At 68.0% G+C, this 20,160-nt stretch carries 8 protein-coding genes; 7 read left to right on the forward strand and 1 reads right to left on the reverse strand.

Features of this window, described 5'->3' with window-relative positions:
• Positions 1 to 109 precede the first annotated feature (109 nt).
• The 5 genes from EKM57_RS16770 to EKM57_RS16790 all read left to right on the forward strand — a co-directional run bounded on the left by EKM57_RS16770 (position 110) and on the right by EKM57_RS16790 (position 17,839).
• A complete protein-coding gene (locus EKM57_RS16770; RefSeq protein WP_129793666.1) occupies positions 110 to 1,960 on the forward strand; it encodes a ShlB/FhaC/HecB family hemolysin secretion/activation protein in 1,851 nt (616 codons plus the stop codon).
• A complete protein-coding gene (locus EKM57_RS16775) occupies positions 1,957 to 8,406 on the forward strand; it encodes a hypothetical protein (protein ID WP_165357511.1) in 6,450 nt (2,149 codons plus the stop codon). Before EKM57_RS16770 ends, EKM57_RS16775 begins: the two co-directional genes overlap by 4 nt.
• A 1-nt stretch (position 8,407) precedes the next feature.
• Positions 8,408 to 11,494 carry a CHAT domain-containing tetratricopeptide repeat protein gene (locus tag EKM57_RS16780; RefSeq protein WP_129793668.1) on the forward strand — a complete coding sequence of 1,029 codons (3,087 nt, stop codon included), beginning with the start codon at positions 8,408 to 8,410 and terminating at the stop codon, positions 11,492 to 11,494.
• A gap of 112 nt (positions 11,495 to 11,606) precedes the next feature.
• Positions 11,607 to 13,637 (forward strand): autotransporter assembly complex family protein, encoded by a 2,031-nt coding sequence (locus EKM57_RS16785; protein WP_243451096.1) that lies wholly within the window; start codon positions 11,607 to 11,609, stop codon positions 13,635 to 13,637.
• Complete coding sequence (locus EKM57_RS16790) at positions 13,637 to 17,839, forward strand: translocation/assembly module TamB domain-containing protein (protein WP_129793670.1); 4,203 nt, start codon at positions 13,637 to 13,639, stop codon at positions 17,837 to 17,839. Before EKM57_RS16785 ends, EKM57_RS16790 begins: the two co-directional genes overlap by 1 nt.
• Here the strand turns inward: EKM57_RS16790 and EKM57_RS16795 are convergent.
• Positions 17,833 to 18,174 (reverse strand): antibiotic biosynthesis monooxygenase, encoded by a 342-nt coding sequence (locus EKM57_RS16795; protein ID WP_129793671.1) that lies wholly within the window; start codon positions 18,172 to 18,174, stop codon positions 17,833 to 17,835. The two genes, EKM57_RS16790 and EKM57_RS16795, sit on opposite strands and share 7 nt — an antisense overlap.
• Before the next feature lie 189 nt (positions 18,175 to 18,363).
• On the opposite strand from EKM57_RS16795, the gene EKM57_RS16800 reads away from it, so the two are divergent.
• Together EKM57_RS16800 and EKM57_RS16805 are read left to right on the forward strand one after the other, a co-directional pair.
• On the forward strand, positions 18,364 to 19,776 hold the full coding sequence (locus EKM57_RS16800; protein ID WP_129793672.1) for an aminomethyltransferase family protein: 1,413 nt from the start codon (positions 18,364 to 18,366) through the stop codon (positions 19,774 to 19,776).
• 102 nt (positions 19,777 to 19,878) lie between these two features.
• On the forward strand, positions 19,879 to 20,154 hold the full coding sequence (locus EKM57_RS16805) for a hypothetical protein (RefSeq protein WP_129793673.1): 276 nt from the start codon (positions 19,879 to 19,881) through the stop codon (positions 20,152 to 20,154).
• Positions 20,155 to 20,160: the final 6 nt, after the last annotated feature.

Genomic DNA, 20,160 nt, shown 5'->3' on the forward strand with positions numbered 1-20,160 from the left:
CCGGGAGAGCCGGCGCGCGGGGTTGAACTCCAACAGTCGCCCTTCCTTATGTTTGCTGCCGGGGCTAAGGTTGCTATGCACTTCTTCTCAGGTGCAAGGGGGGTGTACGATGGTCCTGGCGGCCCGGGCGAGTCACGGCTTCTGGGGTTCTGCTCGTCGATCGCCCGCCGACTCGTGGCGCGGTCGCTCCTTCCTCCATCACTGGAAACTTGCTGCCGCGGGAGGCGCGATCCTCTTTTGCGGCGCGGCCGAGGCGCAGGTCGTGCCGCCGTCTGCCACCCCGCCGACCCGGGAGGAGGTGGAGCGACCGCTCCCCGATCGGCGCGAGCCGGCATCGCCGCGCCTCACCGTCGAAGGTGGGGTCGAACGCGCGCCCTGTGCGCTCGACAGGCCCGAATATCGCGATGTTCGCTTCACGCTGAACGATGTCCAGTTCGACAGCCTGCGCGGATTGCCGGCGGAAGCGCTTCGACCGGCGTTCGCGCCTTTCGTCGGGCAGGAGCATCCGGTCTCCATCATCTGCGAAATTCGCGACCGGGCCGCCACCATTCTGCGTGACTCGGGCTATGTCGCTGCGGTGGAGGTGCCTGAGCAGAGGATCGCCGATGGGACGGTCCGCTTCGAAGTGCTGATGGCCCGGCTCGTCGGTCTGCGCGTGCGGGGGGATGCCGGCCGGGCCGAGCGACTGATTGCCGGCTATCTGGAACCGTTGACCGAACGCGAGGTGTTCAATCGCCACGATGCCGAGCGCGCCTTGCTGCTGGTCGGGGATCTGCCCGGCTATGATGTCCGGCTGTCGCTGCGCTCCGCAGGCGGCGCCCGGGGAGAGGTGATAGGCGAGGTCCTGGTGCGCCACACGCCTGTGCTGGCAGACTTCTCCATCCAGAATTTCGGGTCGACCGAGCTTGGCCGCTGGGGCGGATTGCTGCGCGGTCAGTTCTTCGGCCTCACCGGCCTGGGCGACCGCACGGTCGTCGCGCTCTTCAGCACGCCGGATTTTCACGAGCAGCAGACGGTTCAGATCGCCCATGATTTCCGCCTCGGCAGCCAGGGTTTGGCCATCGGGGGGCAGATCACGTTCGCCTGGGCCAATCCCGAGCTTGATGACGACGCCGTCGACGTCGAGTCCCGGACGCTCTTTGCGACGCTGGAGGCGAGCTATCCCTTCGTTCGAAGGCAGGACCGGACCTTGCGCGGCGCCTTGGGTCTCGATCTCGTCGATCAGGACGTCGAGTTCAACGGTCTCGACTTGAGCCGCGATCGCCTGCGCGTCGCCTTTGCCAGGCTCGATTATGACGCCGTCGGTCTTTCGCAGGACCCCCGTTACCGGACGGGCGCACCGGTCTGGCGCCTCGGCGCATCGGCCGAACTCCGGCAGGGCCTCGACATACTCGGTGCCAGCGCGCCGTGCGGCCCGGCGCTCGCTGCCTGCCTCGTCCCCGGAGTCGTTCCGCCCGCCAGGCTCGAGGGCGATCCTACCGCTACCGTTCTTCGCGGCACGCTCAACGGCGAGTACCGGCCCGATCCCCGCTTCACGATCGGGATCGGCGCGCGCGGCCAGTATAGCGAGCGGCCGTTGTTCAGTTTCGAAGAGTTCGCCGCAGGAAACTTCACGATCGGGCGTGGCTACGATCCCGGTACGATCCTCGGCGACAGCGGATTGGGTCTGCAGGCCGAGCTGCGCTACGGCAGCCTCTTCCCACGCGGTCCGGATGCCTTCGCGTTCGAACCCTTCCTGTTCGCCGATCAGAGCTGGGTGTGGAACGAGGATCGGCTGTTCGCTTTCGATCGGCAGGAGCTGACCTCGGTCGGCGGCGGCCTGCGCGCGGCTTGGGGCAACCGCCTTCGGCTGGAGCTGCTCCTCGCCGTGCCGCTCGATCGTACCCTCTTCCAGCCCGACCGCGACCCGCGCCTGCTCGTGTCGGTGACGACCCGCCTTTGGCCATGGAGCTCGAGATGACGGCCGACCCACTGCCCGCCCGCTACGGGCATCTCCGTGCCAGGCGCCGTCTGCTCCTCCTCGGCTGCGCCTTTGGCTCGTCGATGGTCCTCGTCACCGCGCCCGAGCGCGCCGCGGCACAGGCTTTTCAGGGTAGCCCCTCCACGGTCGCAGGCAGCGTGAGCTACGACCGGGCGACGCCGGGGGTTGAAACCATCACAGTAGAGAGTGATTCGGCCATCGTTCAGTGGGACCTGCCGCCATCGGGGTCCGGGGAATACCTCTTCCTGCCCGAAGCGAACGTGGCCACCTTCCAGAACGGCGCCAGCAATGCCGACTTCGTCGTTCTGAACCGGATCGCCTCGACCGCTCCGAGCCGGTTCGATGGCACCGTCCTGGGGCGAATCAGCGACGGCCTTGGGAATGTTTCGCCGGGCGGCACGATCCTTTTTTCCAGCCCCGGAGGGATCATCGTCGGCGGAACGGCCTTGTTCGACGTCGGTAACCTTGTTCTCACGACGCTCAACGTCATTGACGAAGAGGGCACCTTCGTCACGCTCAGCGGCGGCTTCGAATTCGACGGAGGTGCTGCGCAGCCGAACGCCGCGGTGGTCACCCAGGCGGGATCGCGGATCGTCGCTTCTCCGGAGGGCAGCTACGTCGCCCTCGTCGCGCCGCGCGTGATCCATGGCGGGAGCGTCCGGACGAACGGCTCGACCGCCTTCATCGCCGGGGAGGAAGTCGAGTTCACCGTCAATCAGGGGCTGTTCGATATCGTCGTCTCGACGGGGAGCGACAATCCCAATCCGATCGTCCACACCGGATCCACCGGCGGCCCGGCCAGTGCCGGCGGTGCCGACAATCACCGCATCTACATGGTCGCGCTTCCCAAGAACCAGACGATTACCGCTCTCTTGAGCGGCCAGGTGGGATTCGACGCCGCCACCGACGTTACGGTGGAAAATGGCGCGATCATCCTCTCCGCAGGCCATGGGGGCGTCTTCGGCGATTCCGTCGACACCGCGACGGCCCCGGCGCAGGACGCCAGCTTCGCGATCGACGGCGGCACGGTCACGTCGGACCTGTTCGGTTATGCTTCGACTGAAATGTCCGCCTCCGGCGCCACCGCCTCGCTCGTCTTTCAGCAGGACGTCAGCCTGTTCGGCGCGCAACGCGCCCGCCTGTTTGCGGCAAACGGGGAAACGGTCTCCGTTGCCGGCAACGCGCTGGTCTCGGCCGCCCGCTCCTCTGGAGCTTCGGGCCTGGTTGACGTGACGGGCGGCGAGGCGCTCGCTTACGCCGAGAGCGGCGGCACCTTGAACGTGACCGGAAACCTCGCCGTGGACGCCTCGGGCTCGAGCGGCTCCGACGACGCGCCGCCTGGCGACGGCACCGGTGGCACGGCTCGGGTCTTCGCCGACAATGCCAGCATCCAGGTGAGCGGCGACTTGGCCGTGCTGGCCAACGGCACCGGCGCGGCCGGCTATTATTCGGTCGATGCGGGCGACGGATTCGGGGGCAGCGCGGCCGTTCAGGCCCTGAATCAAGGTTCGGTGGTCGTCAGCGGCGATCTTTCGGTCAGGGCCGAGGGAATCGGCGGCGACGGCGGCTATTCAGGCGGGAGCATCGGTGACGGGACGGGCGGCAACGCGTCCCTCGAAGCCTCCGGCGACGGCTCGGTCGTGATATCGGGCGACACGGAAATTGCCGCCCTGGGTTCCGGCGGATCCTTTGGCGGCTACTACGATACGGCATATTACATCCCGGTCGTCGGCGGATCGGGCCTCGGCGGCTCGGTCGTGGTGACTTCCAGCAGCGGAGGCGAGATCCGGTTGGCCGGGACGGCCACGCTCGATGCGGCAGGGCAAGGCGGCAGCGGGGGCTTCGGAGGCGCGGGCGGAAGCGGTGCAGGCGGCAGTGCCGACCTTTCGTCGGACGGCGGCGAACTCGTCGCCCAGCTTCTCGACATTTCGGCGGCCGGCATCGGCGGAATCGGCGGTCGCGCCTTTCCGGACGATGCCGGCAATCTCGGCCCCGGCGGCGATGGTGGTGAAGGCGTGGGCGGTCAAGCGGCCGTTCGAGTCGGGGCGGACGGCGCTCTCACCGTCGAATCCGTGCGTCTAGATGCCAGCGGCACGGGTGGCGCTGGCGCCGAAGGCGGGTTCGGCAGCTCTGCCGGAAATGCCGCAGGCCAAGGCGGCGAAGGTGGCACCGGGCGGGGCGGAACCGCGCTGGTCGGCACGACTGGTGGAACCCTGTTGATGACAGGCCCCAGTAGTCTTGACCTCATCTCCTCGGGCAGGGGCGGTTCGGGCGGCGACGGTGGTGACTCCTTCGGCACCGGCCCGGCCGGGGACGGCGGAGCGGGCGGCGACGGATTTGCCGGAACTTCCACGGTACAGGTCGTCGGCGGCTCGGTGACGGCGACCTCCACCAATGCCGACGCGGGCGGGTTTGGCGGAAGCGGCGGGGCTGCCGGCGACAGTGCCACCCTGCCCGGCGGCGTCGGCGCGGACGGAAGCGGCACCGGCGGAATCGTGCGCCTGTCGGTGACCGACGGCAATGGCGCTTCCGGCAGCGCTTCGCTCGGCGCGACCGTGCTCGTGGCCGGCGGCGCCGGGGCAAGCGGCACGGCCGGCGCGAGCGATAGAGCCGGAAGGATCATCGTCGAGGACGTTGGCTCCGCCAGTGGCGGGCTGGCCTTCACCGACCTGTCTGCCAGCTCGACCGGCGCGCCCGCCGGGGGCGGCCCGGCCTTCGAATTTTCCAGTGACGCAGGGCCGGTCGCCGCTTCGGGAGACGTCAGCATCACGGTCGCGGGAGATGTGATCTTCACGGCTGCCGGTAGCGGGGGGCTTGAGGCGGAAGGCGGCGTCTTCGTGATCACCGACGGCGCGATCGCGCTCGATCATGACGCGCCCACGGCCGATGCCGCCACCGTGTCCGGCGCGTCGGTCGTGATGGATTCCGGAACGGCGATCTCGGGATCGGCCGGGAGTCTGATCGAGGCCACGGGCGGGGCCGCCGTGCTGACGGCGCCCGTCGTAGACGTCGGAAGGGTGAGCGCGGGCGGCAGCCTGTTCGTCACCGCCGGCACCATCTCGTTGGTCGAAGCCACTGCCGGTCAGGATGTATCGCTCGAGGCTCAAGGCGACATCCTTGTCGGTCAGGCGCAGGCCGGCGATGACTTCGTCGCCAATGCGGGCGGTGCGTTCACCGGCGGCACGGTCGTCACGACGGGCCTTGGCCCCGACGGCGACAGCGGCACGCCGCCCGACGGAAGCAACATCCGTATCGAAGCCGCGGGCGATGTCCGGCTCGACACAGGATCCGCGCCCGGCACGATCAGTCTCGTCTCTTCGACGGGGAGCTTGCTGAGCTCCGGTACGCTGACTGCCGAGACGCTGATCGCCGAAGCGCCGCTCGACATCCTTCTCAACGACGTTTCGGTCGTCAGCGATCTCAATCTCGCGACCGCAGGGGGCGAGATCGCCGGCAACAGCTTCAGCAGCGACGGCAATATCAGCCTCGACTCGTCGGGCACCGTCACGCTGACGGGCATCGACAGCGGCGGCTTCCTCACGATCCGCGGAGCCGGGACGGCGGACGTCGGGACGTTGACGGCTGTCGGCGGCATCGTCGTGGACGCCGCGGCGATTCGTCTGGGCAGCGTTACCGCGGGCGTGGACATCGACCTCGGCGCCCCCGGCAACATCGTGGTGGGGCAGGCCCAGGCCGGCGACGACTTCATTGCGAGTGCAGGCGGGGCGTTCGCCGGCGGCACCATCGTCACAACCGGCCGCGGCCCGGACGGCGACAGCGCTGCGCCCGATGGGAGCAATATCAGCATCGGCGCGGTCGGCGACCTTCGGCTCGACACCGGCACCGCGCCCGGCACGATCAGTCTCGCTTCCTCGGCCGGATCCCTGCTCAGTTCCGGTACGCTGACGGCCGACACTCTGTCGGCCGAAACGCCGGCCGAAATGCTCCTCAACGACGTCTCGGTCGTCAGCGACCTCGTTCTCACGACCACGGGCGGCGACATCGTCGGCAACGCCTACAGCAGCGACGGCAATATCAGCCTCGACTCCTCGGGGGCCGTGATACTGACGTCGGCCGACAGCGGCGGCTTGATCACCATCGGTGCGGCCGAGACGGCAAATCTCGGTGCTCTGGCGGCGCAGGGCGACATACTGGTCGATGCTGCGGCGATCAGTCTCGGCAGTGCCGACGCGAGCGGCGATGTCGACCTCTCTGCGACCGGCGATATCAACGTCGGCACCGCCAATGCCGGCGACGACTTCCTCGCCAACGCGGGCGGCGCCTTCACCGGCGGCACCATAACGGCCAATGTCGGCAGCGACATCATCGTTACTTCCGTCGGCGATCTTCGCCTCGACGATGCCGAAGCTTCCGGCCTCATGCAGCTCACTTCCACAGGAGGCAGCGTCCTGAGCGACGGACTGCTCAGCGCAGGAGTGGATCTGGAGATCTCCGCGGCCGCCGACATTGCGCTGGGGGAGGTCGAGGCGGGGAACGACATTCTCCTCGACAGCCTCGATGGCGCGCTCGGCCTGAACCGCGGAAGCGCGGGCCGGGACATGAAGCTGTACGCCGTGACGAGCATCGCTGCGGACACGCTCGATTCCGGACGTCTCATGGACATCCAGACCTTCGTGGGAAATGGCGATCCTTCGATTCCCCGCAACATCAGCCTCGGCACGGCGACGGCTGGCGCGCTTCTCACTGTCGGCGCTTATGGCGCGGTTGTGGCCGACGGCCTGGTCGTGTCGGGCCCCGGCCTCCTCTATGTCGGTTCGACCGACTCGATCCGGGTCGGCTCGATGTCCAGCGGCGGCGATGTCGAGCTGTTCATGAGTCCGACCTCGCCTCTGGGCTTCACGATCAATGACGGCAGGGGCGGTATCGACGTCGGCGCGATCGACGCCCAGGGCAGTATAAGGGCACTGAACGAATCGAGCGGGATCGTCTTCGGTAGCGCCGATGCGGGCGGTTCGATCACGATCAGCACGACCGATCCGGATCCGACCTTTGCCGGGTTCACGTCAGGCCGTTTGACCGCCGGCGGCGCAATCGCCGTCAACGCCGGCGGCGCGGTCGCGATCGACTCCGCGAACAGCGGGGAGTCGATCACGGCCGAGGCCGGCCGCGATCTGCGTCTCGACAGCGCCACGGCGGTCGCCGACATCACCCTTGCTGCTGGCGGATCCATCACCAGCGCGTCCGCGCTGAATGCCGGCGAAACGCTCGAGGCGACGGCCGCCGGCGATACGACGCTCAACCGGATCACCGCATCCGGCGTCGAGATCGCCGCCCAGGGCACGGCCGCATTCACCGGCGCCGTCGATGCCGACACGATCGCGATCACCTCGGCCGACATTGCGGTGACCGGGGACGGCTCGCTCGGCAGCGACCGGACCCAGCTCGTCGCATTGACCGTCCTCGACAATGGGCAGCCGACCGTGATCGGCGGATCGGCCGACGGCACGGGCTATAGCCTCACGGCCGACGAGGCGGGCACGATTACCGCCGCCACGCTGCGGATCGGGAAGCAACTCGCCAATTCCAGCCCCGGCGGCGATCCCGATCTCCTGATTCGCGATCTCACCTTGAGCGGAGAGCGGATCGGGCGCCTTGAGATCCAGACGGACGGCGTTGCCCAGGTCGAAGGCGCGCTGCTGCTCGAGGGTGTTCGCACCGAGGGCGGCATCGCTCTGACGGCCGGCGAGCGCATTCAGATCGTCACGCCGACCGGCAGTATCCGCGTGCGCGACGCCAACGGAATGCCGGGTGGGACGCTGACCATGACCTCGCCGAACATCTGGGCGGCGAGTCAGTCGCTGCTTGACCGGCTGCAGGCAGATCCGAATTTTGCCGGGCGCAACGAGGCGCTGCTGGCCAATGACGGCCCCTTGGCGCCGCGCGGCTATATCGAAGCGGCAGACGTCACCTTGCGCGTCACCCGGACCCTGTTCGTCCAGAACAGCGGCGGCGCCGACTTTGCCGGCATCACCGTCGGCAGCACCCTCGCTATCGTGCCCATCGGCACATCGCCTCTGGACGTCTTTGCCTTCGGCCGACGGCTCAATCCGGACGGCACCTATGTCACCAACGATCAGTTCTTCGCGGACGTGATTTATGATGGGCGCGGCGGCCCGGTCGGCTTTACGGACGAATCCGAGTTCAACCGCTGTGTGATCAATACCGGCGTCTGCCCGGCCGTTGAGCCCGAGCCGGTCCTCGGCATCCCCGGCAGCTCGGACATCGTCGAAGGGCCGCTCGGCGGCAAGTTCACGCTGAATCCTCCCCGGACGTTCCGACAGGACCTGGTCGATACCAGCTTCTCCGCCGAGCCGCTGGTGGAGGAGCCGGTGACGAGCGGTGGAGACAGCATCCTTTGGGAATGCGACGTCGATGGCGATGGCGATTGCGACGGGGGTGACTGAAATGGACTCGACGAAGCCGCGCTACCTGGGCCTCGCGGCCCTGCTGATCGCGGGGCTGACCTCCCAGGCTCCGGCGGCGGCGCAGCCGCTGAGTTATCGGGATAGTTTTCGTATCGGATCGGGCAGCGGCGTCCTGTGCACGGCTCAGGCGATGCTGGCCGACCCCGCCCTGACAAACATGTTCGATCGCGGCTATTCGATCGTTTGCCGCGACGCGTCGGCTCCGGTCGGCCAGATCTATGCCTTGCGCAGCCGCGATGACGATCCGCTGGGCCGGCTGGCGGCGATCCGCGCCGAGCGCGCTGCCTGCGATACGGGCGCTCCCGCCGAGCTGCCCGGCCTCGGTGCCGTCGAAACGCTGTCGTGCCGGCTTGCCGCAGCCGACATCGCCTACGTCGCTTACGTCAAGCGCGCCGGCGATACAGTTTACGTCGCCGAAGGGCTCGGCGGCTATGACAGCGCGCTCCGGCTTGGATTGAGGAGCGTCGTCGAGGAACGCGAAGTCGAGGGTGAAGTGTCGGTCGCCACGACGGGCGCCGGCGATCCCGCAGCGTTTGCGCGGGCCCAGGCGGGCACATTGGACCCGCAGCGCGCACTTGCGGAAGCCTACCGACGCAACAATGCGGGCAGCTATGCGGAAGCGGCCGAGTTTTTCGGCCAGATCACCAGCCGCGACGAGAGCCTGACGGCGCGTGCCGAGGCCTTGGCCAACGAAGCTCTGCAGAAATCCAACCTCGGCCGTTATGCCGAGGCCGAGACCCTGTTCGCACGAGCCTCGGAGGTTGCGGGGACGGAGCCGGTAACGGCGCGACGGCTGCGCAATTACAGGGCGATGCATCTGCTCAACCAGGGATTGGCGGAACAGGCGCTGGCCGAACTCGACCGGCCGCTGCCCACGCTGGCGGCAGTGGAGCAGGTCCGGGAGCTGGTAATCGATCCTGGCACGGCTGCGCAGCTCACCGCCGAATCGCCCGGCTCGCGGCAGCTCGGCGGCATCGAAGGGCTCACACCCCAGGACAAAGCCAGGATACTTGACGGCCAGGCGCTTCAGCTGCGTGGGACCGTGATGCGCCTTCTGGGCCGTGATGCGGAGGCGATCGGCCCGTTGACTGCTGCGCTTGATCAGCTGGTCGCGATCCGGGAGGGCAGGATCGCCGCCACCATGTGGATGCGCGCTCAGATCCTGGCCGAGCTGGCGTCGATCGCCGAAGCGCGCGGTGATCAGACGGAAGCGGAACGTCTGCATCGGGCCGCCGTCGACCTCCTGGAGATCGACTATCCGGGTTCACCCGCGCTGCTCAGCGCCCAGGGAAGGCTGGCGGGCTTCCATGCTCGTACCGGCCGCACCGAAGAGGCGACCGCCTTGTTCCGCCAGATCGTCGCGGCAGTAGCGCAGGGCGGCGACAGTTCGCCGACCTTGCGCAGGCTCCTTGCGCCCTATTTCGCCTTGCTGGCCGAGCGCGGCGACGACCCGGCCGCGGTTGCGGACCTGTTCGCCGCCAGCCAGGTCCTCGTCAGGCCGGGAGTCGCCCAGACCCAGGCCATTCTGGCCCGCGAACTCAGCGGGGGCAGCGACGAGGCGGCCCGCTTGTTCCGTCAGTCGGTAACGCTCACCAGAGAGATCGAGCGCGCCAGGATCGAGCTGGCGCGCATCGAGGCCGACGAGGCTCGAACCCCGGCGGATGCGGAGCGGGCGGCGGCGCTACGTCAGTCGGCCGAACGGATGCAGCAGGACCAGCTCGTCACCCAGGCCCGGCTGGCCGAATTCCCGCGCTATCGCGTCGTCGCCAGCAACGCCATCACGCTCGCCGACGTCCAGGCACTGCTTCGGTCGGGCGAAGCCTATTACAAGTTGATGGCGCTGGACGATGCCGCCTACGGAATGTTCGTCACGCCGGAAAGTGCGCGGGCCTTCCGGCTGGGCGCCAGCCCGGCCGAGCTGGAAAGCCAGGTCGACGCGCTGCGGGCGACCATCTCCCTCGTCGAGAACAACCAGCAGCTCACCTACCCCTTCGACGTCGCTCTGGCCCATCAGCTCTATCGGGAACTCTTCGCCCCGGTCGACGCCGCGATGGCGGGCGTCACGCATCTCGTTTTCGAGCCGGACGGGGCGCTGCTTCGCCTCCCTCCCAACCTGCTCGTCATGGACCGAGCCGGCGTCGAGGCCTATCAGGCCCGTGCCGCCGACCCCGCCAGCGACGGATTCGACTTTCGCGGCATCGAATGGCTCGGCCGCCGCCGCGACGTCAGCACCGCCGTTTCCGCCCGCGCCTTTCGCGACGTCCGCCAGGCGCCGGCTTCCCGCGCGTCGGCCGATTATCTCGGCTTCGGCCAGAACGATCCGGTGGGCCAGGCATATGGCGCTCCGACCGGTACGCGCGGCGCCGGTGCGCAGGACGGCTGCGCCTGGCCGCTTCTCGCCTGGAACCGCCCGATCTCGGCCGCCGAATTGTTCACCGCCCGCAGCGCCATTGCGTCGACGAGGGGGAGCGGGGGCGAGGTCGTCACCGGCGAGGCCTTCACCGACACCCGCATCGTGCAGCGGCAGGACCTCGACGAGTTCCGGATCCTCCACTTCGCGACCCACGGCCTGGTGAGCGGCCCCCGGCCCGAATGCCCGGCCCAGCCGGCCTTGCTCACCAGCTTCGGCGGAGAGGGTTCGGACGGACTTCTGACCTTCGCCGAGATATTCGACCTGCGGCTCGACGCCGACCTCGTCATTCTCTCCGCCTGCGACACGGCGGGGCATGGTGGCCGCGCCGCCGCCGAGGCGGCCGGAATTTCCACCGGGGGCGAATTCGCGCTGGACGGGCTGGTGCGGGCCTTCGTCGGCGCCGGCGGTCGCATTGTCGTCGCCAGCCACTGGCCCGTTCCCGATGATTTTGATGCCACCCAAAGGTTGATCTCGGGTCTGTTCCAGGCCCCGCCCGGGACCGGCACCGCCACGGCCCTCCGGATGGCGCAGCTTGGTCTGATGGATCAGGCGGAAACCTCCCATCCCTACTACTGGTCCGGATTTGCGGTCGTCGGCGACGGAACGGCCCCGGTCGTTCCGGCGGCGCCCACCCGGACAGCCGGAGTCAATTGAACCTTATCGAGGCTTCTTCGTTGCGTAGCCGGCACTTATTAGCCCGTGGGGCGAGCGGGGAAGATTGAGAGAAGCGCGCATTTTGTGGGCCGCGATCGCCGGAGGCGTCCTCGTGGCGCCTTTCGCCGCGCAAGCTCGGCAGGCTCAGCCCGCGGATCAGATTCCCCTCGGCGATGAGCCGATCGTTCCCGATTCCGCGTTCGAGGAAGCGTTGCCGCCGCTCGATCCGGAGCTGATCACGCCGCTCGAGCCGATCGAGGGGCTGGCGCCTGATCCTGCGCCTTTCCCGCCGGTACCCGGTCCGGTCGGGGACGCGCCGCTCGGCGATCCGGCTCTCTCAGAACCGCTGCCTCCATTGTCGGTTACCGACGTCGAGCCCGCCGATATCGGCGAGGTCGAGGACGGCGGCGAGCCGGCGCCGATCCGCTATACGCTGGTCGTGGAAGGGCTCGAGGGAACCGACCTGGAGGGGCGGTTCCGCAGTCTTTCCGCGCTGGAGGATGCGCACGGAGAGGCGGTCAACGGAGCGATGATCGCGGCCCGGGCCGAGGAGGACGAAGTCCTGCTCGTCCGGCTGTTGCGATCCGAAGGCTATTATGATGCGGTCGCCGCGTCCTCGATCGAAACCGTTCCCGAGAATCCGCGCGCACTCCGGGTCGTCCTCACCGCCTCACCCGGCTACATCTATCGCCTCGGCGAAATTCGGATCGACGGTCCGGAAACGGTGCCGCCGGGGCTCGCCCGCGAGGCGCTGGCGCTGGAGAGCGGCCGGCCGATCATCGCTGCGGAGGTCGAGGCGGCCGAGGCGAACGTGCTGCTCCGCCTGCCGCAGCAGGGCTATCCCTTTCCCGAGATCGGGCTGCGCGACATCCTGCTGGATCCTCAGACCCAGATCGGCGATTACACGCTGCCCGTCACGCCTGGCCCGCGGGCGCGCTTCGGCGGCTTCACCACCGAAGGCAATCTCGCCTTCGACGCCGAGCATGTCGGCGTCCTCGCGCGCTTCGAGCGCGGCGACCTCTACGACCGGCGCAGGGTCGACGATCTGCGCGAGTCGATGGTCGCCACCCGCTTGTTCGAGAGCGTCTCGGCCGAGCCCGTGCTTACCGGCGAGACGGCGGAGGACGGAACCGAATATGTGAACATCCTCGTGCGGCAGGATGCCGGCCCTGCCCGCTCGATCGACGGCCAGGCCGGCTACAGCACGGGAGAGGGCTTCCGGGTCGAGGCGGCCTGGGAGCATCGCAACCTTTTTCCGCCGGAAGGCGCGCTTCGCTTCGCGGCGATCGCGGGAACTGCCGAGCAGAATATCAGCGTCCGCTTCCGGCGCAGCAACTGGCGCCAGCGCGACCGCTTCCTGCTGCTCCAGCTCGAGGCGGGCCAGCGCGACTATGAGGCATTCCAGGGCTATACGGCGCGATTGTACGGGCTGGTCTCGCGGGAATCGACGCCGATATGGCAGAAGGTGTGGACCTACGCCTACGGCGCCGAGATCCTCGCGACGAACGAATCGCGGCAGGGGCGCGCTCAGCTCTCGTTGAGCGACGCTTATTTCATCGGCGGCCTCATCGGCCAGGTCGGATACGATAGGTCCAACAGCCTGCTCGATCCGACCCGGGGTTTCCGTTTGCTCGCGCGCGTCAACCCGGAAGCCTCGCTCGGCAACGGCACCGACGTCTATGTCCGCAACCTCGTCGAAGGCAGCGCTTATTATCCATTCGGCGAGAGCTTCGTCCTGGCCGGTCGGGCGCGCTTCGGATCTATCTACGGCATCGCGCGCGACGATCTCGCGCCGTCGCGTCGCTTCTATGCCGGCGGCGGCGGCTCGGTGCGCGGGTTCGGCTTTCAGGAGCTCGGGCCGCGCGACGAGAACAACATCCCGCTCGGCGGCCGCAGCCTCAGCGAGTTCGCTATCGAAGGCCGCTACCGGTTCGGCAATTACGGCGCCGTCGCCTTCGTGGATGCCGGCCAGGTTTACGAGAGCCAGTATCCGACCTTCGGCGACATCCGCTTCGGCGTGGGCATCGGCGCCCGGCTCTACACCAATTTCGGGCCGATCAGGCTCGATGTGGCGACGCCGATCAGCCGGCGCGAAGGTGAATCGCGCGTCTCTGTCTACGTCTCGATCGGGCAGGCATTCTGATGGCGACGCAGGCGGAGCCTCCCTCGGCCCTCATCGTCCGACGCCATCCCGCGAGAGTTGCAGCGAAATGGGCCGGCATCGTCCTGCTGGGAATTTTCGGGCTGGTCATCGCTCTGCTGCTCTGGCTCAATACCGATCCCGGCCGCAGCTTCATCGTCCGGCAGATCAACAATTTCGAAGCGGCGTCAGGGCTCCAGGTCCATGTCGGTCGCATCGAGGGCTCGGTGTTCGGCGAGCTCACGCTTCATGATCTCGCACTCAGCGATCCGCGCGGGGTCTTCTTGCGGGCGCCGACCGCCGATCTGGCCTATCGGCCCTTGGCCTACTTCCGTAACCATATCGACATCCGGTCCCTGATCATCCCGCAGGCGCGAATCCATCGGCTCCCGGAGCTTCGTGCCGGCGATCCGGACGCGCCTCTGCTCCCGGACATCGACATCGATATCGGTCGGCTCCGGATCGGCCGGCTGCTCGTCGACCCGGCGGTGACGGGCCGGCGCCATCTTCTGTCGATCGACAGCCGCGCCAGGATCGCGGACGGACGCGCCGAAGTCGGCCTTGCGCTCGGCACCGTCGCCGCTGCCGGGCTCCCTGGCGGCGACCGGCTCGTTCTTCGCCTGGACGCCGTGCCGGCGGCCAACCGGCTCGACATTGACGTCGCCCTGCGCGGCCCCGGCAACGGCTTTCTCGCAGGGATGATCGGAATCGACCAGCCGATCGCTGCAAGGCTCGAGGGCCGCGGCGACTGGACCAACTGGCAAGGTCGGGCACGGGCCCTGCTCGGCGGTCGTGGCCTCGCCGACCTCGCTTTGTCCGCGCAGGACGGCACCTTCACCGTTCGGGGGCCGCTGCGTCCCGGCCTGCTCGTCGAAGGTCCGGTCGAACGGCTCGCCGGTCCGCTGGCCCAGGTGAATCTCGTCACGAGCTTCGAAAATCGCCGCGCAGACGTCAGGCTGCGTCTTCGCAGCGCGGCGCTCGCGGTTGCGGCCGAGGGCCTGGTCGATCTTGGCCGCAACCGGTTCGAGAATCTGCGCGTGGCGGCGCGGCTCATCCAGCCGGGCGTGATCGCCCCCGACCTCTCCGGCCGCGACGTGCGGATCGCTTTGGTGCTCAACGGCGCCTTCGCGACTCCCGGCGTCGCCTACGACCTGCGGGCCGCGCGACTCACCTTCGATACGACCACGGTGGAAGGGCTTCGCGCCGTCGGCAGCGCCCGCGTCCGCGCGGGAGACATGATCGTTCCGGTGTCCGCACAAGCCACGCGAATCACCGGCTTCGACGCGATCGCCGGCGGGACCATCACCAACGTACGGCTGGACGGGGAGATCGGAATCGCCGGCACGCGTCTGGTTTCCGACAATCTCCGCATCCGATCCGACCGGATCGATGCGACCCTGGCACTGGCCTTCGATCTGTCGTCCGGCCAGTATCTGGTCGGCATTCAGGGCCGCGTGGACAATTATCTGGTCGACGGCGTCGGCCTGTTCGACATCACGGCCAATCTGGACATGGTCAGTGAGTCCGGGGGCTTCGGCCTGCGCGGCCGCGTCGCGGCGCGAACCCGGCGTATCGACAACGAAACGGTCGCCGGCTTGCTCGGCGGTCCCGGCACGATCACCGCCAACGTCGCGGTCGACTCCTCGGGCCTGATCAGGATCGGCGACGTCAGGCTCGCCTCGCCGCTCCTGCGGGTCACCTCGGGAAGCGGCGTGTACCGGCCGGACGGGACGGTCGATTTCAGACTCGCCGGGGTCAGCGATTCCTATGGCCCCTTGACCGTGGCGGTCACCGGCACACCGGCCTCTCCGAACGTTCGGCTGACTGCCGCCAGCCCCGGTTTCGGCGTCGGTCTTCGCGACGTGGAGGCGACGGTGCGCTCGGCGGCCGGGGGGTGGTCGATAGAGGCGACCGGGGAATCCGATTATGGCCCGTTCACCGCGGACGTCGTGATCGCCAGCGACAGCGGGCCGCTGACGGTCGCGATCAATCGCCTGACCTTCGCCGGGATCGATTTCCAGGGGCGAATCGTGCAGACGGCGGCCGGCCCCTTTGCGGGCACGCTGACACTGGTTGGGCAGGGACTGGACGGCACCGTGCAGCTCAGCGCGGCCGGCGCCTACCAGCGAATCGACATCGCCGCCGCCGCGAACGGCGCGCGCACGCCCGGCGACATACCGATCACCATCCAGCGCGGCGTCGTTCGCGCCACGGCGATTCTCACGCCCACGCCGTCGATCGTGGGGGACGCGCAAGTCGCCGGTCTTTCCAGCGGCAATCTCTCCATTGCTCGGGCGCGGCTCCGACTCGACTATCAGGGCGGCACCGGACGGGCGCAGCTCTTCGCGGAAGGCAGGAGCGGAGTTCCCTTCCGTGTCGCCGTCAACGCCGCGCTGGCGCCGGAGGTGATCCGCGCGGCCATGCAGGGCCAGGTCAACAATATCCCGTTCCGCTTTGCCGAGCCGGCCGAGATCCGCCGAGAGGCGGCCGGCTGGCGATTGCAGCCGGTGACGGTGGGCCTTCAGCAGGGACGGATTCGCCTCGCCGGCTTGTGGGGTGAAGACCTTGTCGTCCAGTCCCGCATCGACAGCCTCGACCTGTCGCTTCTCAATGCCTTCTCACCGGAGCTCGGCCTCGGCGGCCGTGCGACGGGCAGCCTCGATTTCGCCCAACCGGGGGACGGCTCCTTCCCGCGAGCCGAGGCTCGGCTCAACATCGCGAACTTTACGCGCACCGGACTGGCGACGCGTTCCGTGCCGGTCGATCTGGCGCTCGCCGGAAGCCTGAGACCCGAAGGCGGTCGGCTGGCGACGGTGATCCGCCGCGGCGGAAGCGTCATCGGCCGAGTGCAGGCGACGCTCCAGCCGTTGCCTCCGGGGCAAGGCTCGTGGATGACGAGGCTGCTCGCCGCCCCCTTCTCCGGTGGCATTCGCTATAACGGCCCTGCGGACGTCCCGATGTCCTTCGCAAACTTGGCGGGGCACCAGTTGAGCGGACCGATTGTCATCGCTGCCGATTTCGGCGGACGCCTGGACGATCCGCGTTTCGTCGGTCTCGTTCGCGCCAACAACCTCACCTACGTCAACGAGCAATATGGAACGCGCGTCACCAACCTTGCGCTGAACGGTCGGTTCGACGCGTCGCGACTGGAAATCACCCAGCTCAGCGGCCGCGCCGGCGACGGCACGGTAACTGGCCGTGGAAGCGTCGGCCTCGCGGCGGCGGCCGGCTTCCCGATCGATGTCCGGCTTCAGTTCGAGAATGCACAACTTGCCCGCAGCGACGATATCGGCGCCACCGCAACCGGCACGATCGCGGTCGTCAACGGCCCCGCGGGCGCCCGGATATCTGGCGACATCTCGCTCGCAGAGGCTCGCTACCGATTTGTTCGGCAGGCCGCCGCCGAGGTGCGCGATCTGGCCGGGGTCCGCCGCCGCGGCGAGCCGATCGCGCCGCCCGACGCGCAGCAGGCGGATAATGCGGTGCCGAGCATATGGGAGCTCGACCTGCGCGTGCGCGCCAACAATCAGATCTTCGTCTCGGGCATGGGGCTCGATTCCGAATGGTCGGCGGACCTTCGGGTTCAGGGCACGACGGCGACCCCGCGAATCATCGGCGACCTTGATCTCATCAGGGGCGAGCTCAGCCTCGCCGGCCGCCGCTTCGACGTGCGACGGGGCAATGTCACCTTCACCGGCGATCGGCCGCCCAATCCGCAGATCGAGATCGAAGCCGTGAGCGACATCGACGGGATCGAGGTTGCGATCGTCGTGACGGGGAGTTCGACCAATCCTCAGATCGCCTTCACGTCGACCCCCAACCTGCCGCAGGAGGAAGTCATGTCGCGGATCCTGTTCGGCAGCTCCGTGACCGAAATCTCCGCGCTGCAGGCAGTTCAGCTCGCGGCTTCGCTCAACACGTTGAGAGGCGGCGGCGGCGGGCTCAACCCGCTCGGCCAGCTGCGCTCGGCAGCGGGCTTCACCAGCATCCGCATCCTCGGCGCAGACGACACGACCGGGCGCGGCACGGCCGTTGCCGCCGGCATGTATCTCAGCGACGACATTTTCATCGAGCTGATCACCGATGCCCGCGGCTTCACCGCCATGCAGCTTGAAATCGCCCTGTCCCGGACGTTGAGCCTGCTGTCGCAGTTCGGCTCGACGAGTGCGACCAACGTCAACCTGCGCTACTCTCGGGATTATTGATCGGGCTCGCCGCCCCTATGCAGCGTGAGCAGGTCGTCGGTCACCGTCATGGTGAAGGCCGGCTTGTTCCCGGGCGGAGTCTCGGCGATCGCCTCGACGAACTTCGCGCGAGTTTCGGGATCGTCATAGACCATCTTCGCCTCATAGGCGCGCTGCCAGGTCGCCTCGTCAGGCCATTCCGCATAAGCGACGAAACGCCCGTCTCGCTCGCGGTGCAGGCGTGATCCGTGGCTGCCGTAGATGCGGGTGATATGCTCCGTTCCGCGCCGCCAGGCCTGGCGGAATTGCTCTTCCTTGCCCGGATGGACGCGCCACCAATAGACCGCGACGAACATGGTCAGATCCCTTCAGCGAACCCGCTCCTGGTACCGCGCTCTGTCGGTGCCCGCCACCGGGGCGTCCGTGCCGACGCTTCGCTGCCCTTCTCAAATGTGAAATGCCCGGGTATGCGAAAGGAATATTCTATTCGGCTTGCGCCCCGGAGGGTCTCCTCCGCCGCAAGCGGCCAAGCTGGGAGACGGAAAATGGCAGCCAAGAATCTGGAAGAAGCCCTGCGCGATGCGGGCAACGTGGTCGAGCTTCTGCGCAATCAGCAGACCGGGCCCAACGTCTATCCCGGCGTGCCGGCCGAATATACCAATTGGCGCGAAGAAGTGCGCGCCTGGCAGCAGACCTGCGTCCTGTTCAACCAGTCCTACCATATGGTCGATCTGGCGGTCGAAGGGCCCGACGCCTTCGCCATGCTCAACCATCTGGGCGTCAACAGCTTCAACGGCTTCACCGTCGACAAGGCCAAGCAGTTCGTTCCCTGCACCCCCGACGGCTATGTGATCGGGGACGTCATCCTCTTCTACCTGGGCGAAAACCAGTTCAATCTGGTCGGCCGGGCGCCGGTCATCGAATGGGTCGAATATCACGCCGCCACCGGCGACTGGAACGTGAAGGTCGAGCGCGACGAGCGGACGGTGGCTCGCAAGGATCCCAGCCGGCGCAAATCCTATCGCTTCCAGGTCCAGGGCCCCAACGCGATGAAGGTGATCGAAAAGGCGACCGGCCGCACGCCGCCCGACCTCAAATTCTTCAACATGACCCACATGACTATCGGCGGAAAGCAGGTCCGTGCGCTCCGTCACGGCATGGCCGGCCAGCCCGGCTTCGAGCTGTTCGGGCCGTGGGAGGATGGCGAAGCGGTTCGGCAGGCCTTGATCGAGGCGGGCCGGGAGTTCGGCCTGCGCCTGGTCGGCGGCCGCGCTTATTCCTGCAATACGCTGGAATCGGGCTGGATCCCCTCGCCCTTGCCGGCCGTCTACACGGGCGAGGCCTTGCGGCCGTTCCGCGAATGGCTTCCGGCCGACAGCTATGCCGCGAAGGCGTCGATCGGCGGAAGCTTCGTCTCCGACGACATCGAGGATTATTATCTCACCCCCTGGGACCTGGGCTACGGCCCGTTCGTCAAATTCGATCACGACTTCATCGGCCGCGCGGCGCTGGAGAAGATGGCCGCCGGCCCGCATCGCAAGAAGGTGACCCTCGCCCTCGACGATGAAGACGTTGCACGGGTCTGGCGCGGCATGCTCGGCAAGGGCGACAAGCCCAAGTTCATGGACTTTCCCTCGGCGGTCTATTCGATGCATCCCTACGACCGGGTCGTGCATGGCGGCCGGACCGTCGGCCTGTCGACCTGGATCGGCTATAGCTACAATGAAGGCAAGATGCTGACCCTGGCGATGATCGATGCCGAGCATTCGGAATCGGGCGCCGAACTGAGTCTCGTCTGGGGCGAGGAGAATGGCGGCACCCGCAAGCCGACCGTGGAGCGCCACGTCCAGACCGAGCTGCGGGCGATCGTCAGCCCGGTCCCCTATGCCGAAGTCGCCCGCAAGATCTACGCCGACGGCGGCTGGCGCGCGGCCCAGGCCGAGGAGCAGGCGGCCTGATTCCTCTTGCGTCACGCGGCCCGGTACGGAAAGGTAGGTAGTAAGCGACACTGACAACAACGCGGCGAACGAACCGCGCACGCAGAATCGGGAGAGGGATCGGTGAAGATCGCGCTGATCGAAGCGGCCGGCAACGTCGACTCGCGAATCGCTGCGGAGCCGTCTTGCCGCGATCGCCGTGACGCGTCGCTCGCCCGCAGCCCCTCCGGGAACGATTTGCAGCAGGGCCTGCCCGGCCCGCTGACCGACATCGCCCATCAAATGAGACTGGCCGTTGTTCTCGGCGGCGACGCCGCGAGTCTTTCGGCTCGTCTCCGGACGCTCGGCGGACGCGAGCGGCCCAAGCACGGCCGCTCAGGCTTCACGATCGGAAATTGAGGAGCG

It is taken from the genome of Sphingosinicella sp. CPCC 101087 (assembly GCF_004151485.1).
In the GTDB taxonomy this organism is placed as follows: Bacteria; Pseudomonadota; Alphaproteobacteria; order Sphingomonadales; family Sphingomonadaceae; genus Allosphingosinicella.

What these genes read in the sequence shown, in the direction of transcription:
- EKM57_RS16770 (WP_129793666.1), top strand. Translation starts at nt 110, where the DNA reads ATGGTCCTGGCGGCCCGGGCGAGTCACGGCTTCTGGGGTTCTGCTCGT.
- EKM57_RS16775 (WP_165357511.1), top strand. Translation starts at nt 1,957, where the DNA reads ATGACGGCCGACCCACTGCCCGCCCGCTACGGGCATCTCCGTGCCAGG.
- EKM57_RS16780 (WP_129793668.1), top strand. Translation starts at nt 8,408, where the DNA reads ATGGACTCGACGAAGCCGCGCTACCTGGGCCTCGCGGCCCTGCTGATC.
- EKM57_RS16790 (WP_129793670.1), top strand. Translation starts at nt 13,637, where the DNA reads ATGGCGACGCAGGCGGAGCCTCCCTCGGCCCTCATCGTCCGACGCCAT.
- EKM57_RS16795 (WP_129793671.1), bottom strand. Translation starts at nt 18,174, where the DNA reads ATGTTCGTCGCGGTCTATTGGTGGCGCGTCCATCCGGGCAAGGAAGAG.
- EKM57_RS16800 (WP_129793672.1), top strand. Translation starts at nt 18,364, where the DNA reads ATGGCAGCCAAGAATCTGGAAGAAGCCCTGCGCGATGCGGGCAACGTG.